This is a genomic window from Microbulbifer maximicatervae (SeqCode) (genome assembly GCF_052467325.1).
On record NZ_CP174310.1, the window covers coordinates 3,800,060 to 3,817,712 of the forward strand.

The 17,653-nt window shown below is 50.1% G+C and carries 12 protein-coding genes; 7 read left to right on the forward strand and 5 right to left on the reverse strand.

Annotation, left to right across the window (positions count from 1 at the left end):
• The first annotated feature begins 7 nt into the window (after positions 1 to 7).
• The 4 genes from dnaN to ACJJIE_RS16995 all read left to right on the forward strand — a co-directional run bounded on the left by dnaN (position 8) and on the right by ACJJIE_RS16995 (position 6,870).
• Positions 8 to 1,114 (forward strand): DNA polymerase III subunit beta, encoded by a 1,107-nt coding sequence (gene dnaN, locus ACJJIE_RS16980; protein ID WP_444892428.1) that lies wholly within the window; start codon positions 8 to 10, stop codon positions 1,112 to 1,114.
• Positions 1,115 to 1,231: 117 nt separating this feature from the next.
• Positions 1,232 to 2,338, forward strand: a complete 1,107-nt coding sequence (gene recF / locus ACJJIE_RS16985; protein ID WP_444892429.1) for a DNA replication/repair protein RecF — start codon at positions 1,232 to 1,234, stop codon at positions 2,336 to 2,338.
• 18 nt (positions 2,339 to 2,356) lie between these two features.
• A complete protein-coding gene (gene gyrB, locus ACJJIE_RS16990; RefSeq protein ID WP_444892430.1) occupies positions 2,357 to 4,777 on the forward strand; it encodes a DNA topoisomerase (ATP-hydrolyzing) subunit B in 2,421 nt (806 codons plus the stop codon).
• Positions 4,778 to 5,088: 311 nt separating this feature from the next.
• A complete protein-coding gene (locus ACJJIE_RS16995) occupies positions 5,089 to 6,870 on the forward strand; it encodes a hypothetical protein (protein WP_444892431.1) in 1,782 nt (593 codons plus the stop codon).
• 251 nt (positions 6,871 to 7,121) lie between these two features.
• Here ACJJIE_RS16995 and ACJJIE_RS17000 read toward each other — a convergent pair whose 3' ends face one another.
• Positions 7,122 to 8,015: a LysR family transcriptional regulator gene (locus tag ACJJIE_RS17000; protein WP_444892432.1), complete on the reverse strand. Its 894-nt coding sequence runs from the start codon at positions 8,013 to 8,015 to the stop codon at positions 7,122 to 7,124.
• Positions 8,016 to 8,112: 97 nt separating this feature from the next.
• Here ACJJIE_RS17000 and ACJJIE_RS17005 point away from each other — a divergent pair, with 97 nt between their 5' ends.
• Positions 8,113 to 8,619, forward strand: a complete 507-nt coding sequence (locus ACJJIE_RS17005; RefSeq protein ID WP_444892433.1) for an SRPBCC family protein — start codon at positions 8,113 to 8,115, stop codon at positions 8,617 to 8,619.
• Positions 8,620 to 8,842: 223 nt separating this feature from the next.
• Here the strand turns inward: ACJJIE_RS17005 and ACJJIE_RS17010 are convergent, their stop codons facing one another.
• The 3 genes from ACJJIE_RS17010 to ACJJIE_RS17020 form a co-directional block, all read right to left on the reverse strand.
• Entirely contained in the window at positions 8,843 to 9,523 is a 681-nt protein-coding gene (locus ACJJIE_RS17010) for a phosphoadenosine phosphosulfate reductase domain-containing protein (RefSeq protein ID WP_444892434.1), read from the reverse strand.
• A gap of 128 nt (positions 9,524 to 9,651) precedes the next feature.
• A complete protein-coding gene (locus ACJJIE_RS17015; protein ID WP_282930557.1) occupies positions 9,652 to 10,095 on the reverse strand; it encodes a GNAT family N-acetyltransferase in 444 nt (147 codons plus the stop codon).
• A gap of 159 nt (positions 10,096 to 10,254) precedes the next feature.
• Positions 10,255 to 11,427, reverse strand: a complete 1,173-nt coding sequence (locus ACJJIE_RS17020; protein WP_444892435.1) for a class I SAM-dependent rRNA methyltransferase — start codon at positions 11,425 to 11,427, stop codon at positions 10,255 to 10,257.
• A 369-nt stretch (positions 11,428 to 11,796) separates the two neighbouring features.
• Between ACJJIE_RS17020 and ACJJIE_RS17025 the strand changes: the two genes are divergently transcribed.
• Together ACJJIE_RS17025 and ACJJIE_RS17030 are read left to right on the forward strand one after the other, a co-directional pair.
• Entirely contained in the window at positions 11,797 to 12,792 is a 996-nt protein-coding gene (locus tag ACJJIE_RS17025; RefSeq protein WP_282930555.1) for a GlxA family transcriptional regulator, read from the forward strand.
• Positions 12,793 to 13,218: 426 nt separating this feature from the next.
• Positions 13,219 to 14,493, forward strand: coding sequence for a serine hydrolase domain-containing protein (locus ACJJIE_RS17030; protein ID WP_444892436.1), 1,275 nt, complete (start codon positions 13,219 to 13,221; stop codon positions 14,491 to 14,493).
• A 66-nt stretch (positions 14,494 to 14,559) separates the two neighbouring features.
• On the opposite strand, the gene ACJJIE_RS17035 is transcribed toward ACJJIE_RS17030, so the two are convergent.
• Positions 14,560 to 17,541, reverse strand: a complete 2,982-nt coding sequence (locus ACJJIE_RS17035; RefSeq protein ID WP_444892438.1) for a S8 family serine peptidase — start codon at positions 17,539 to 17,541, stop codon at positions 14,560 to 14,562.
• Positions 17,542 to 17,653: the final 112 nt, after the last annotated feature.

Below are 17,653 nucleotides of genomic sequence, written 5' to 3' on the forward strand. Positions count from 1 at the left end.
ACTACCGATGAAATTCAATGTGAGCCGGGACGCCCTTCTGAAGCCGTTACAACTGGTGGCCGGTGTTGTTGAGAAACGCCAAACACTGCCAGTCCTGGCCAATGTGTTGATGCAGTTACAGGGCCAGGAACTCTCCCTGACCGGTACTGACCTGGAAGTGGAAATTGTCGGCCGTCTCGGTGTAGACGGTGTAGAAATGGAAGGTGAGGTGACCGTTCCCGCACGCAAGCTGCTGGATATCTGTCGCTCTCTGCCCGATGGTGCTGAACTAAAGTTTGAGCGCGATGGCGAGCGCCTGATACTGCGCAGTGGTCGCAGCCGTTTTCAGCTGTCGACTCTGCCCGCAGCGGACTTCCCGAACCAGGAAGAGGCCAGTGCACAGACTCGTTTCGATATCTCCCAGCGCGAGATCCGCCGCCTGATAGAAGCCACCAGTTTTGCTATGGCTCAGCAGGATGTGCGCTATTACCTGAATGGTTTACTGCTAGAGTGTCGCCCGCAGCAGCTGCGCGCGGTTGCTACTGATGGCCACCGCTTGGCACTCTGCGATCGCGATGCCCCCGGCCTGGATGTCTCCACGCCTATCCAGGCTATTGTGCCGCGCAAAGGCGTACTCGAGCTGGGTCGTTTGCTTGAGGACAGCGATGCACAGGCAAAGGTGGTGCTGGGTAACAACCATATTCGTGTGGTTAGTGGTCAGTTTACTTTCACCTCTAAATTGGTAGACGGCAAATTCCCTGACTATGAGCGCGTGTTGCCGCGAGGCGCGGGCAATGTGGTTTATGCGGATCGCCAGGGATTGCGCCAGGCCTTCTCCCGAGCGGCGATTCTCTCCAACGAGAAATACCGCGGGGTGCGTCTTCAGGTTTCTGAGGGGCTGCTGCAGATTGTTGCCAACAACCCGGAGCAAGAAGAGGCGGAAGAGCAGATGATGGTGGATTACGTGGGTGAGCCAATGGAGATTGGCTTTAACGTTTCCTATCTGCTGGACGTCACTGGTGCTATTCACAGTGACCAGATCCGTATCAGTCTGGCGGATGCCAATAGCAGTGCTCTGCTGCAGCAACCTGAAGAAGGTGATGCACTGTACGTGATTATGCCTATGCGCCTGTAAGGCAGCCCACCCATTGCTCTTTTCTGAATGGATTGAGGCTACCTCCCCGCTCGGTGGGGTAGCCGATAAACAAACCGATGCCTGTGCATCGCGCTCTTCACTCTGGGGGAGGTGTCTGTGGCGCTGACCCGTCTTCTCTTATCTAATTTTCGAAATATCTGCTCTGCGGATCTCAAGCTGGGTCCTGGCGTTAATGTGTTTTGTGGTGCGAATGGCAGTGGCAAGACTTCACTGTTAGAGGCGGTACATATGCTGGCAACCGGTCGTTCCTTTCGCTCTCGCCTGCATAAGTCGGTTATTCAGCATGATACTGGTGGGCTTACGGTTTTTGCCCAGCTCGATACAGGTTTTAACTTGGGGGTAGAGCGCCTCGCAGATGGCTCGGGCAGAATCAGGGTAAACCAGGCGCCAGCGGAATCCAGCTCACAGCTTGCTAGTTGCCTGCCCCTTCAACTGATAAACAGTGAAAGTTTTTCTGCACTTGATGGTGGCCCCGGCGTTCGGCGTCGGTTACTGGATTGGACAGTGTTCCACGTGGAACATTTATTTGCCCAAGAGTGGAAAAATTATCAAATCGCACTACGGCAGCGAAATGCTCTCCTGCGTCGTGGTAAAATCGATGAGGCCAGCATCGGCGTATGGGAGGAGCAGTTGGCCCTTAGTGGCGAGCGCGTAAACGATCTGCGATTAGCTCAGTTCTCTCAATTGGAGACCGCTGTTTCGCAACTTCTCGGTGAGTTACCACAGAGCCTGTTGAGCCGTGTCGATATGAGTTACCGTCGTGGCTGGCGTAAAGAAGTTGACCTGCGTAGCGCTCTATCTGAATCACGGGAATCAGATGTTTCACAGGGGCATACGCGTATTGGTCCCCATAGGGCGGATATTCGTTTTACCGTAGCCGGTGAGTCGGCCCACAATATCCTATCTCGAGGCCAACAGAAGATGTTGGTGTGTGCAGTGCGCACGGCCATGGCGGAGGTAGTCTGCAGGCAGGGGGATATGCCAGTATTCCTGGTAGATGACTTGCCGGCAGAGCTGGATGACAGTAACCAACAGATTTTTGCGCATTGGGTTGGGCGTTGTGCCAGCCAGGTGCTTGTAACCGGAATTGATGAGGGCACTACAAGCCGCCCCTGGCGGCAACTAGATGCCCCTTGGAATTGCCCGAAAGTGTTCCACGTGGAACATGGGAAGATCAGTGCCGAAGCTTCGGCCGCACAATAAGTTTAATGGAGCGAATAAATGTCAGAGCAGCAAAGCTATGACTCAAGCAGTATCAAGGTATTAAAAGGCCTGGATGCGGTGCGCAAGCGCCCCGGAATGTATATTGGTGATACCGACGATGGCACCGGTCTGCACCACATGGTATTTGAGGTGGTCGACAACTCCATCGATGAAGCGCTGGCCGGCCACTGTGATGAGATCCGTGTAACCATCCACCCGGATGAGTCCATTTCCGTATCGGACAATGGCCGTGGTATCCCGACAGAGATTCACCCGGAAGAGGGGGTTTCTGCAGCAGAAGTGATTATGACCGTCCTTCACGCGGGCGGTAAATTTGATGACAACACCTACAAGGTCTCCGGCGGTCTGCACGGGGTAGGGGTATCGGTGGTAAACGCTCTGTCCAAGGAGCTGAAGCTGACTATCCGTCGCGGTGGCAAGATCCACGAGCAGACCTACCACCACGGTGTGCCCCAGGCACCCTTGGAAGTTGTGGGTGACAGCGATACCACCGGCACCACGGTGCACTTCAAACCCTCAGAGGGTACCTTCAGCAATATCGAATTCCATTTCGACGTGCTGGCCAAGCGCCTGCGCGAGCTGTCCTTCTTAAACTCCGGTGTGCGTATTGTCCTGAAGGACGAGCGCAGCGGTAAGGAAGAGGTCTATGAATACGAAGGTGGTTTGAGTGCCTTTGTGGAGTTCCTCAACCAGAACAAAACCCCGATTAACAAGGTTCTACACTTCCAAAGCCAGCGTGAAGACGGCATAGCAGTAGAGGTGGCATTACAGTGGAACGATAGCTTCCAGGAAAGCATCTTTTGCTACACCAACAATATTCCCCAGCGCGACGGCGGTACCCACCTGGCGGGCTTTCGTGCAGCCCTGACCCGTGGCCTGAACAGCTATATCGAGCGGGAAGGCCTGGGCAAGAAAGACAAGGTGAACACCACTGGCGATGACGCCAGGGAAGGTCTCACCGCGATTATCTCTGTGAAGGTTCCGGACCCGAAATTCTCTTCCCAGACCAAGGACAAGCTGGTTTCATCCGAAGTGAAACCCGCTGTAGAGCAGGAGATGGGCCACCACTTCACAGACTACCTGATGGAGAACCCACAGGAAGCCAAATCTGTCGTCACCAAGATGATCGACGCGGCCAAAGCTCGTGAGGCAGCCCGCAAAGCCCGTGAAATGACTCGCCGCAAGGGTGCACTGGATATTGCCGGCCTGCCTGGAAAACTAGCTGATTGCCAGCAAAAAGATCCGGCACTATCTGAAATTTACCTGGTGGAGGGTGACTCCGCCGGTGGTTCTGCCAAGCAGGGACGCGATCGCCGCACCCAGGCGATCCTGCCGTTGAAAGGTAAGATCCTCAATGTGGAAAAAGCGCGCTTCGACAAAATGCTCTCCAGTGCCGAAGTGGGTACCCTGATTACCGCACTGGGCTGTGGCATCGGCAAGAGCGAGTTCAACCCGGACAAGCTGCGTTACCACAGTATCATCATCATGACCGATGCTGACGTGGATGGAGCCCATATCCGCACCCTGTTGCTCACCTTCTTCTTCCGTCAGATGCCGGAGCTGATCGAGCGGGGTCACATCTACATCGCCCAGCCGCCGCTGTACAAGATCTCCAAGGGCAAACAGGAACAGTACCTGAAGGATGAGGGCGCTCTAACCCAGTTCCTCACCAACGCCGCCCTGGAAGGCGCCACGCTGTTTGTGAACCCGGACGCCCCAGGGCTTTCTGGTGCCTCCCTGGAGAGCCTGGTAGGCGAATACCGCAGCGTACTGGCGACAATCGACCGCCTGTCGCGTCTGTACCCCGAGGAAGTGCTGCGCAGCATGATCTACCTGCCCAGCTTGTCTCAGGAAGACCTACAGTCCCAGGAGAAAGTCGCAGCTTGGAGTGAGAAGCTCCAGGAGAAACTTGGTGACGAAGAAAGTGGTGGAACCCGTCGTCACGAAGTGACGGTTCAGGAGAACACCGAGCGCGGCCTATTCCTGCCCCATATCCATATCGTGGCTCACGGTGTCGGCAGCGACTACCTGATTAACCATGAGTTCTTCGATTCCGCCGAGTACGCGTCTATCTGCGCTCTGGGTGAGAAAATGGTGGGTCTATTGGAAGAGGGTGCCTTTATCCAGCGCGGCGAGAAGCAGCACCCTGTTGGTACCTTCCCTGAAGTGATGGACTGGCTGATGGGCGAGAGTCGCAGAGGCTACGGTATTCAGCGCTATAAAGGACTGGGAGAAATGAACCCGGAGCAGCTTTGGGAAACCACCATGGACCCAGAGAGCCGCCGTATGCTGCAGGTAACTGTTGAAGATGCTATCGCAGCAGACCAGATCTTTACCACCCTGATGGGCGATCAGGTAGAGCCACGCCGTGACTTTATCGAGACCAACGCCCTGGCGGTGGAAAACCTCGACGTCTAATTGCCATTTTTCCGAAAATCCCACAGTAATTCCCCAAAAGGGGGAATTACTGTGGATATTTTTCCGCTTAAAAATAACTTGCGATAAATACGATCTTTTTTTCTCCCCTATCAAAAGCGTCACGCCGATCCGTACCTGCTCTTCCTTTAAAGCCTGAAATTACTGACAAACAATCAAAGTAAACAGTAAAATTTTTAGTAAATTCTGGCCAAGCAATAATTTTGTTGTATTTTTAAAAAGAAAAAATTATAGGTAACCTTCCTACCTATCTATTTCTACGAAAAAATAAAATTAAACGGACCATAAGGCTTATGGGGAACCTAATCTCTTCTATTCTCGGCAATGCTCGTCGTTTTGTAGCTACTTGTGGTGTGATTGCACTAGCTTTATACGGTTGCACAAGCACGCAGAAATTAGTGAATTCCGAATGGTATGAGATCGAAACCGAGCATTTTCGGATCGTTACCAATGACAACCCCAAGCAAGTTGAAAAACTGGCAATAGACTTAGAACGATTTCGGATTTTTGCAAAACAATATATCAGGTATTCAGCAGATCAACAGAAGTTGACGATATACGCCCTGGATGATCGGCTCAGTTTTAAAGGAGTCAGCGGTAGTGAGTCGTCTAGAACTGTCATTGGACAATTCCATAATACTGCGTATGGGAGTTTTGCATTATTGAACCTAAACGGAAATCGCCTCCTTCCTGACAACCCGGCCCGTCAGACGTTGTTTCATGAATATACGCATTTTTTGACCTACAGCGGAAGCCAGCACCTCTACCCCTACTGGTTTAGTGAAGGTATTGCTGAAGTATTTTCCACAGTAGATTTTGAGGAAAATAAAAAGTACAGCTTTGGAAAAATACCTGTTGATCGAGCGATTAGTCTTACTCGAGCGAGAGAGTTACCACTGGATAAGCTGCTTTCAGCCACTCCTGGTTCGCTGAATTCAAGGGATACCGGGGCACTTTATGCCAGTGGATGGATGTTAGCTCACTGGATGATTTTCGATAAAGGTAGAAATAAAGCCTTAAATGAATATTTGGAGGCTTTCAACGCCGGCGATGATCCAATTGCGGGCCTACCTGAAGCTCTGGGAATGACTTTTGACGAGCTCAATGAGCAGTATAAGAAATTGCCGAAAAGTCATTTCAATTATTACGAGGGAGAGCTTTCCGATAATGGTGTTGTTGAGTCCCCCACCGTTAACCTGATGGAAAGTAGTACCGCAGTCTCAGAACTGGCCTACTTTATGGCAATTTCAGAGCAGGGATCCGAAGCACTAGAGAGATATATTGCCTATGCAGATAAAAAGCAGGCTTCTAGCCCATCGTTAAAGTCCGCACTGGCCATTGCTTTGACAGGTGAAGGAAACTATTCCCGCGCTGAGGAAGTCTTGAACTCTATTCCGGCGCAGTACCAGGGAGAAACCTGGTATCTTGAAGCCCAGGCAAAAAATGATTTATCGGCAGCCTTGGCGGAGGAGGGACACCCCAGTCCCAGAAACATGAAACGTATTCGGGATAAATATGTTCAATTGGTAAATGCCAATGGGGAAGTACCGGCGTACTGGCATGAACTGGCGATCACAATGCAAGTTTTGGGGTATCCCCGCCAGAAGTATACGGAAATGTTGGAGCAGGCGTATTTACGCGCACCGAGAGAAACAGGAATCGCTTGGTGGTATGTGCTGGAGCTTTACCTGGACCGAGATAAAGATCTCTTCGCAAAAGTCTCCCAACCGCTATTCATGCAAATTGCAGAAGAAGGCTCGCGGGCACAGTTGCAGTCGATGCTGGATGAGTTGGAGGAGGAAGAGGGATTGGAGTTCGAGCCTGAGATCAGTGGTTTGGGCCAACTAATGTCAACTTACAGGAAGCACTCAGGAAACAAGGCCCTGGCAATGGCTGTGGACTATCGTGGCGCATTTGTGGCCGGTTTTAACGAAGATGGTGGAAGCACCCAAGCTGAGGCGAGTCAAAGCGCTCTTCAGGCCTGTGAGGAACAGCGAAAGCAGTACCAGATAAGGGATCGCTGTGAACTCTACGCGGAAGGTGAAGTATTGGTGAATTCAACTACGAGGATGTAATTATCCAGTGGGCGTTAGGTAAGGCGCAAAGTAGGCTGTAATAGAGCTTGCTTTGCGACAATATTAAGCTTGGTGATGAGAGTGGATGAGCCGATTACCCCATTACCAAGTATCCACTCTGACAATCAGCTCCCAGAAAATTGGGTATTGGTCGGCAAAAATTAAGACCAAAAAGCGTGTAAATCAGTATTGAGTTATCACTAAAGCCACAATACATCCCATCACTTTTAGAAAAATATCAGTCGATGCAGTTAAGCCTTGCCTATTAACTTATCATTCAGGCGGCTAAACAACTTCACGATAAACTCCCTAAAAACCTTAAAACGCATAACATTGCGGTGCTCTGGGTTGGAGACTAGCCACAGTTCATGCAGGCTGGATGGAGCTGCCCCAGGGACCCGAACGACTCCTTCAACACCATCTGCAAGAAAGCAGGGCAGCCTGGCCAGCCCCAGTCCACTCTTAACTGCCTCTAGCTGTATCAAACCGTGATTAATCTGGTGCTGATAAGGCATCTGTGGATAGGGCGTGTCTTTGGCCCAATTCAATGTGGCGTCATCGCCACTCCAGCCGAGCCAGTGGCCATCGTCAGGTACAGATTTCTCGATATACCCCGGAGAACCGTAACAGCAACTGGGTAGGTCGGCGAGCTTGCGAGCAACAAGTCGATCCGAAACATCGACGTCGCCTTTGGGGAGAATACGAAGTGCTATGTCGGCCTGGTGACTTTCCAAATCGAGAACGTGGCTAGTAACCAGTAGCTGTACGTTGATCTCTGGATACGCTCGTGAGAAGTCATTTAGGTAGGGGATAATTAAGTGCGATGCGACTACATCCGGCATAGTGATACGAACTTCCCCGGAGAGCTGGTTACTCCCCCCCCGTAAATGCTTCTGCGCGGCATTTAGATACTGCTCTGCCGATTGGGCGTAGTCGAGCATCGCTTTGCCATCCTCCGTCAGCTGATAGCCTTTGGAGCTGCGATAAAACAGCTTGGCCTGGAGCTTTTCCTCCAGGGCATCAATACGGCGAGAAACTGTGGAATGGCTGACTTTAAAGTCGTCAGCAACGCTGCGAGCGCTCTTACTCCTGGCTACCGCGATAAAGAACTGGATATCTCCCCAATCGATGGACTCTTTATGCAACACACTGTCCTATTTTGCTGTATTCCGTTGCATACAGTGTCCAGTTAATCTGTCTCCCGTCAATAGCACTCCCGTAGAGAAACCCAGGAGATCAGAGATGAAAGAAGCACAAGTAAACCGAGAAATCGCAATTAACCGCCCAATTGATGAGGTCTGGAAGGTCCTCGCCGTTGATTTTGATACAGCTTACGAGTGGATGACGTTAATCCCTCACTCTTTCGCTAAGGATGGAAAACCCGTTGAAAATGCGAGTGTAGAAGGCCGGGTTTGTGTGCTGACAAATAAGGGACCGTCGGGTCTTGTCGCAGATGAAACTATTACAAGGTTTGATGAGAAAAACTATGAACTGGATGTCTCGGTTGAAACCAAAAATACGCCACCGGGATTCCCCGTTAAAAAGAGTTTATCTCAATTTAAATTAAGCCCCTCTGTTGGTGGAGGCACAACAGTGAATTTCACTGCAAATATGGAGTTAAATGCTTTAGGAGGCGTGTTGAGCCCTGTGGTGAAGAAGATGACTGGCTCTCAATTTGAGCAAATGCTGAAGGACCTGAAAATTTATATGGAAAAAGGAGGTCATCTTGCAAAAGGGGCAGTCGCCTAGCCTATCGCATGATAAGTAATTTAAGGACTCTTCTGGATTTACGCGGAAGTAAATAGAAGAGTCTCCTTTTTGAAAAAAATACAGCGAGTCGAGACCCGCCTATTTGTAATAGATTTTATTATTCGGTAAATACGTAAAAAGTATTTACTTTATAAACGGCTGGGATAGAGGGCCTTGTTAAAGAGATAGGCGAAGTACGCTAGTCCTCGCCGAGTAGTCCATTCTATTTTTCCAACAGCAATCCGCACTCCCGGTGCTCCTCACCTTTAGTTGGATCAAAGTAAATATCGTTATCGGGAAGATCATTCTCGTAAACATACTCTTCCACATCGATTTCCTTCAGGTGGAACATCGGTGCCACTCGAATAGTACTGTGGTTGCCCTGGGTGAAAATATCCAGGTTTTTGCGGTGCGAATTCTGATCATGGCGGATACCGTTTAGCCATACATCCGGCTGCAATTCCTGCATAGCGCGGTTAAACGGCTCCAATTTAACAGTTCTGGAGAAGAAGTCATGCTCAGGGGTATCCAGCTGCGGGATTCCCCCGTAAACGGCGTTGTAGTGGGCCGCGGACATCTTCGGTGAGTAGGTGCGCAGGTTCAAATCGAGAGATTTGACCACGTTTTCGATATGGCGATAGGTTTCCGGGGTGTTATAGCCGTGATCCACCCAAATTACCGGGATATCCGGTTTGGCGCGGGTAACCAAGTGAAGAAAGGCTATTGCCAATGGGCGGAAATTAGTAAAAACCACCGGGTTCTGAGCGTGTTCCATGGTGAACTGCATAATTTCGCTTGGCTTGGCGCCAGCGAAACGAAGGTTCATGGACCCCAGATCCGCATCGTGATGAAAGGTGCGTTCTGGAATAGGCTGTAAAGTTTGGCTGGAAGCGTTGCGTCCCATAAAAATTCAGCGCTCAGGAAAATTATGATGGAGGCATGCTACCCGGTTCAAGAGTCGCGTAGAAACAATAAAAAGAAGTGATTCAAGAAGTTAAAGTTATAAGTAGCGGCTTTCTCACCTTCGATGTGCTAAGTGAAAGCTGCGTCATGTGACATCACGAGTATATGTTGACCGTATTCGGCCTCATAGTGGCGGTCACTTTCGACAAACCCATGCTTTTGGAGAAAGTAACGTGTGCGTAGGTTCTCTCTGAGGAGTTCAGCCTGGAGCCTAGGGAGCCCCCGACTCGCTTTTGATATCAATTGAGCACCTATGCCGCAGTTTGAAAATAGCGGGCTGACGCACAGGTAAGCCAGTCGATAATTCTTGGTAATAGTAATAAATGCTTCAGCCACAGCTGCGTGTCGATCAGTAAACACGATACAGCGTTTGGAGCCCTGGTGGTCCAGGCGGAATTGGTGGCTGCGGTCCAGCCAAAATTGACGTGGAAGAGAGGGGTGGGAGTGAGCCGCAGAGTGCAACCAGAGCTGCTCAAGTCGATCCAGATCTGTGTCTTTTACGGCTCGAAGCATAACAAGCACCATCCTGAACAATTGGGCAAATCCTAGTCAAAAAGGGCGCCACATCCCAAAAAACCCATTGTAAGAAGTGAGTACTTACATCAATTTGAAGGAAGAGCGGACTGAGCTGTGGATACAGTCCGCCGGGGATAGCATGAATTGAAGGTGGGACTAGCCCAGATGGACGAAATGCGCCTTTAAGTAATTGGTCTCAGGGATTGCTGGGTGGACTGGGTGGTCTGCGCCCTGGCCACCACTGGCCAGAATTGACGCCTTGCGCCCCAATCGGTGCGCGGCGCCACGCACACAGTCGAGAAGCTCATCGGATTGCAGATGCATAGAGCAGGAAGCGCTTACTAACAGCCCATCCTTCGCCAACAAACGCATTGCGAGTTCATTGATATGGCGATAGGCCGCCAAGCCGGCTTTATGATCTTTCCTCCGCTTAATAAAAGCCGGTGGGTCGAGCACAATCGCATCAAACCTCTCCCCCTCTGCGACCAACCCTTTGAGGACATCCAGTGCCTTACCCTGGATGGTTTTGAGCTTGTCGGCGAATCCATTGTGATCCGCATTGAGCAAACACCAGTCCAAGGCCTGCTGTGAGGCGTCTACGCACACTACCTCTGCCGCACCATTGGCCAGTGCCTGAATACCCCAACCGCCTGCGTAGGAAAACAGATCTAATACTCTTTTGCCGTTGACCCAGCGATTCAATAGCCTGCGGTTTTCCCGGTGGTCGTAAAACCAACCGGTTTTCTGCCCCTGGTGTACCGGGGCCAGAAGTGGAACGCTGTTCTCCTCGAACGGGACCATCTCGGGTACATCTCCAAAGGCCACAGTGTGTACCAGCGGCATATCTTCAACTGCGCGACCCTGATGGTCATTGCGCAGCAGGATGCCTTTGGGGTTAACCATCTCGACCAACTTATCCACAATCGTTTGTTGGTAGCGCTCCATTCCCCAATTGCTGACCTGGACTACTAAATAATCCCCAAACCTGTCCACTACCAAGCCCGGAAGCCAGTCAGAGTCACCGTATACCATCCGGTAGCTGGGATGGGAAAAGTACCGTTGGCGTTGCTCAAAAGCAGTTTGTATGCGCTCACAAACAGTATCCTTGGAAAAATCAATAGTTCGGCTGACTATTCGGCCACAAATTAGCTGGCTCGGATTTACAAAAGCAGTGCCAAGTAACTTGCCTTGGCTATCGTGGATTTGGCACTGGCTACCCGCATCAATTCCCTTCAGTGGGGAGCGCTTGGTATCCACCTCATTACTGTAAATCCACAAGTGGCCGCGCTTGAGTCGACGCTCTGCGCCTCGGTTTAGAATCAACTCCACCAAAAGGGAATCTCCGTCAATGGGTACAAAATTGGGGCCAATTGTGCGGACTCCAAGGTGAAGGTCAAGTCTGGATTCCAGTACCTAGGAGGTGTCTATCACTGGGCTTTGGTAAAGAATTTGTGCAAGCAAATGAAAATGAAGGATTTATCATGCTCAGAAATAGAACAGCCTATCTGCATAGATCATCGCTTGATACTGAGGGCGAATATCAATGAAATACACACAAACTCTTGAAGCTTAAAACGCCTACAGTCAGGAGAAGTGCCCTCAAAGTTTCTGTGAAGGGTGTCTAAAGTGACTGAAAATGGCAGAATTTAGCGCCAATACGTCATTCTTGTCACCCAAACACTGTGGAAAACTGCCGAGATGAATAAGCGCCAACAAACAAAAAGTGAAGTTAGAAAGGTCGCCATGGTGGTCTGCCCAGGGGCAACCAGCTTGGATATCACTGGCCCCTTGGAGGTCTTTGCTCTAGCGAATGATCAGCTTCGCTCACAAGGGCGCTTTACCAATGACTATTATGAAATCCAGCTTGTGGGGCTAGATTCGGGCCCAGTTAAAACATCAACTGGTATCAAACTCTACATTGACCAGGCCTTTGAAGATGTCAAAGATATCCACACACTGCTAGTTAGTGGTTTGCCTCCAGAGTCTTGCCTAGAGGCTTGCTCGAATAGCACATTTCTTAAATGGTTGGCCGGACAGCAGGCAAAAGTGGCTCGAATTGGGTCGATATGCAGCGGAGCCCTAATACTTGCCAGAGCTGGTGTCCTTAATGGCCGGCGGGCTACAACACACTGGGCGGATGTGCCGACACTGCAAACATTTCCTGAAATTGAAGTTGATCCAGATGCGATTTTTGTACGCGATGGTAATGTCTACACCTCTGCAGGTATCACAGCAGGAATAGATCTGGCTCTGTCCATGATTGAAGAAGATCATGGGCGGGGCTTGGCGCTTAATCTAGCGCGTATCCTTGTACTGTATCTAAAACGGGATGGTGGGCAGCAGCAGTTCAGTGTTCGTTTGGAGAATCAGATAAATAGCGATCGTTTTGCGGCTTTAATTGAGTGGATGTACCAAAATATAGAGCAACTAATCACTGTAGAAAGGCTGGCTCAAGAGGCGGCAATGAGTCCGCGAAATTTTGCTCGTACTTTTGTACGTGAACTTGGTGTGACACCCGCCCGCTTTCTTGAACAGATAAGAGTGGAAAGAGCATGTCAGTTGTTTTCTGAGCAAAATCAATCTCAGGAGAAGGTCGCAAAACTATGTGGTTTTCAATCCCAAGAGCAACTGAGAAGAGCCTTTAAAAAGCATAAGGGTATTTTGCCGAGTGAATATCGAAAGCGTTTTCACTAAAAATATAATTATTAATTGCTTGCAGCCAATTTTTAATATTTAATTTGGGAGATTTATATTTAGCCTAGTTAAAAAGTAAATGATTCTTTAAATCTCTCCCAAACGGAATTTTTAATAATTGTTTATTGAAGGTTAGTTTTCAACTTTAGAGAAAATTTACTGAGTTGGAGGTAAACCTATGAATACCCTAATGGCGCTAGAGTTTATTAGTTTGCCAATGAAATACTTCTTTATGGAAAAATCTAAAAATAAATTTCGATATTGTTCACCGCATAGGAAGCATGGGAATAGAATAAAATTTGAGACCTAGGGCCGACCTAAAATCGTGTCGGAATTGGTCGTAAATGTGTCTCCTGCGACACTTTTAATTGTGTCAAGCTTGCTTTTAAATCGGGCAACAGACCTAAAGCTTAATTCGGAGGGGGTATGAGACGTAAGCTCATATTGATGAGCGTGGCCACACTTCTGTGTGGTTTTACTTATATGTTGTGGCCAGTTTATCAATTCTATGCCTGGTCACTAAATGCAGTGCCGTTAAGTCCATTGGGGTGGCAGGCTCTACCTACAAAAGCGCCGTCCACGCAAGAACTTTCCGATATTGGATTGCAGCTTGCCGCAGGGCAATCGCTTAAAGCAATTGAAGATCATCGTGAGAAAATCGGTGCTCCGGCAATTTCTGCGGCAGTATCTGCTTGTGGTGCAGTAGTTTGGGCAGGGGCCGCCGGCTGGGCCGATTTAGAAGAGCGAGTACCTGTTTCTACAGAGACTCGCTTTCGTATTGGTAGCACCTCTAAGGCTTTAACAGGAACCGCATTGGCGCGTTTGGTACAGAGGGGGGCTATTGATCTGGATAAATCTATCTCAAATTATTTGGAACCCTTACCAAACCCCGATTGGGCGTCAATGACCCCGCGCCAATTGGCCTCCCATATGTCTGGCTTGCCACATTATAAAAAGAACTCCGATTGGCTGGGGTTGTATCAAACTCTGGCACTGGATGTTCACTATGAGGATATGTATCGGGCTCTTGGAATTTTTGATGCTAGTGAATTACTTTTCGAACCGGGTACCGATTTTTATTACAGTACTTTGGGCACAGTTCTTCTGGGAGCCGTTTTGGCTGGTGCTGAGGACAAACCTTACCTGGAAGTGATGCATGATGAGGTATTTACGCTTAGCGGAATGAACAGCACAGAGGTATCGCCACTGAATGGTGATATAGAACGTAATATTGCTCGTTTCTACAAAAGTAATGGCTTGTCTGGCAGTGCCCTTCGCCTGCGGGAATGGCGTCCAGTGGATTTAAGTCATCGCCTGCCGGGGGGAGGCTTTATTTCCACACCCAGTGACTTGGTGAGACTGGGGGCTCAGTTCCTGAAAGCAGACTACTTGTCCCCAGGAGTCCGTGAGATATTTTGGGCGCCACAAAAATTGGCCAATGGTGAAGTGAATGAACAAAACTATGCCTTGGGTTGGCGGGTGACTGAAGTAGAAATCCCTGAGGTAGGATTAACAAAAGTGGCCAATCACGGCGGAGTTAGTCGTGGCAGTCAGAGTTGGTTAATGATATTACCGGAATATCAGCTTTCTGTTGCTGTGAATATCAATCGAAAGACAAAAGATTTTTGGGACTTTGGTCGAGTATCCCTAGACATAGCGAGCGCTTTTATTCATCAGCAGAATACACTCAATTGCGAATAAAAAACCGGCCAAACTCCGGCCGGTTTTGACTTTCACTTCTTACCATCAATTATTAGCGTGTGAGGCCTATTGAGTATTAATCATGACCTGAGTTTCGGAAAATTCTTTTTCTCCGTCACCATGAGCCAAAATACCAAGATGGCGGGTATTGGGAGTAATGTTCATCCACTCCAAAGAAACTACCCCAGTTCCGCCAATCTGTGCTTGAGCCGGCGCATCCACTGCGGTATTTCCATTGTCCCCGTTCAGATTAAAATTGAATAAGCTGAAATTGGTGGGGCCGGCGGATGTCGCATAATCGACAACAACGGCTGCATATTGACCGGGAGAGGGGTTAGCCAGGGAAACTGACTCTGCGGAAGTGGCGCTGCCGCTGGTACCGACTTCGGGATAGTTTGGCGCTGGGCCATAAACTTCCAGGTCCAGGTCGTCACTTCCGCTACCGTCGCCCACATCGGCATCATACATAGCGATATGCGCAAGCTCTGTTCCTTCAGGTATATCAAAGAAAATTACTTGAACATCGCCATCTTCAACAGTGGTTGTAGTGGCCTCACCCTCTGCCAGGCCAGTGACATTCACCTGGAAATCACCGTTGTAGCCGAAGCCCACATTGAGATCGAGGTTGCCATTGGTGCCGCTGCCAGTTAATTGCTGGGGTGCAGCTAGCGGAACAGGGCGAATAGCAATTGGGCTGCGCACGCTAATCTGAGACCCCACGGATTGCCAAGTGAGGTCGCCAAAAACCCAAGTATTCATTTCGGCGGACTCTGTGGCGGTGAAGGTTACTTCAAACTCAGCACTCTCCCCCTCCCTGAGGCGCAGAACTTTCGGATTGATATCTACATCGATACCGAGTGGTGCGTTGATGGATGCCCAATACCAACGCTGGCCGGGAGCGACGCTGGTAACCCGGCGTTTGATGGTCTGGCTGCCGAGCAGGTCAGCGACTCCCATAGAAGCGAGGTTCAGGTCGCTGGAATCGATAGAGTATCCCAAGGACGTCAACGCATCACAGGTTGCACTATCGACCAACTCGGGTTGGAGTTCAGCGCCGCAAAGGAAGGCGAGATAATCATTAAAGCCCGCGTCGTAAACCAGACCTGGCTTGAAGGCGTCACGGGGCACTATGGCACCGGCACCCATATCGAATGGTGTTGCATCCGCTAGACCGTAAGACTTACGCAAATCATTGCGCGCAGTCGTCATCAGTGCGGATTTGGCCATTGCCGGGCTCCAGTGCGGGTTAGCCTGCTTTAACAAGGCCATTACGCCGGCCACGTGCGGGCTCGCCATGGAAGTGCCACTCAGAGCCCCAAACAGTTCTCCTCCACTTAATACCGGAGAAATTCCCGCGATAATGCCAACCCCGGGGGCACTGATATCCGGTTTGATAATATCCGGCGCCCCACCGTTCTGGCCGCGGGATGAAAAGTTTGCGACGCGGTCTTCCCTGGCAATCAACTGAGACGGATCAATAACTCCGGAAACTCCGCCACTGGCTGCAAGAGTCTCGCCTTCGTAGAAAGAAATCATCATGCCGGGAATGCGAGTATCCGGGGCCGACATCGTGATCGGATTGATGCGGTCATCGGCAGTACCATCATTGTAAACTACGATAGCTACAGCGCCGGCATCGGCCGCATTATTATATTTATCAGTAAAGGAGCAACCTCCACGTCTCACCAGGGCAATACTGCCCTCCAAAGATTCGCTGTTAGTAACTTCAGTACAAGCTTCTAACGGCTCACTGAGAACAACCTCAGCAGATACTGCTCCAACCTCTTCAAGGCTTACTGTGCCATTGCCCTCACGCCCCTCGTAAATGCCGGAAACCGACTCTGGTGAGGATACTTGTAGGGCTAAGCCAAAGCTCTGGTCATCTTCAGAAGCGCCGACTGCGGTTATCCAAGGTATCCCTGAAGGGGTACCCATGGTCTCTGGGCCAGGCCCGTTATTTCCGGCAGATGTGGCGACAAAAACGCCGGCATCTGCAGCAAATAGGAATGCGATGTCATCGGCACCACTAAAAGTAGTACCAGAGCCACCGATCGAATAGTTGATTACGTCGACACCATCGGCTACGGCCTCATCAATAGCGGCCATTGAGTCGGCCGAAGAGCAACCGCTATCGTCCGGGTCAGGAGCATCCCAGCAAACTTTATACACTGCAATGCGGGCTCGCGGTGCCATTCCGGTAAGGGTTTTCCCGTCTGGAGTAGTAACGCCATAGTTACCGGCGGCCGTTGTGGCGGTATGAGTCCCATGCCCATCTGCATCTCTGGCTGAAAGGAATTCATAGTCCGCCAACTCTTTATTGGCCAGAAATGCATCGGAAAAAGACTTGGCTTTAATCAGCTTGTTGTTACAAGTAAATGCGGCATCATTGGGGTTTTGGTCGCTGTTACCGAATTCACAGCCTTCGCCTGTAAAGGACTCGGGAATTGAACCGTAAGGAACATGGGCTCCCAAGTTGCCTTGCAAGGGTGTCGCTATGTCGGCGACGCTTTCGTGCTCCGGGTGAATACCGGAGTCGATAATACCCACTACTATATTTTCGCCGGTAATGCCCCAGAGCCAGGGGCTGGGCATATCTGTGATACCGAGGAAATCCGCAGTGGAATCGGTATGGGGTTTTAATAGTTCATCTTCCCAAACCCCTTTGACGTCAGCGCGGCCGCGAAGTGCAGCTGCTTCTTTTTCACTCATTACCGCAGCGAAGCCATTAAATGCGGTGTCATATTCGTGAACTGTGCGCGCGTTGGGGATTGTGGATAGAACCTGCTCCCGCCGCGATCTAAGAAAGTCAGAGTAGTGTTGATAGCTACTGCTTTGAGGGTCGAGTTTGCCACGGTTGGCCGGTTTGGTAGCTGATAAGCCCGGGATGGTGCCGCTATAAGAGGTTAGAGGCTCACCATCAAGTTGAACAATATAGACTTTTTTTGTTTTTTCCTGACTCGGGGCAAACTTCTCCGCAGCTGAATCAGCAAGTACGCTGCTGGATAGCAATATACCTGCTGTCAGGGCAGAAAGAATTTTTCTTTTCATTGGAATATCCCTTTTGTTGTTTTGTGCAGGCGGCAACAAAAGGCTTAAAAGAGCTCTCCACCAGGGCAATACTCCATTTCCCTGGCAGAACCACTTAGAGCGTCACTCAAGC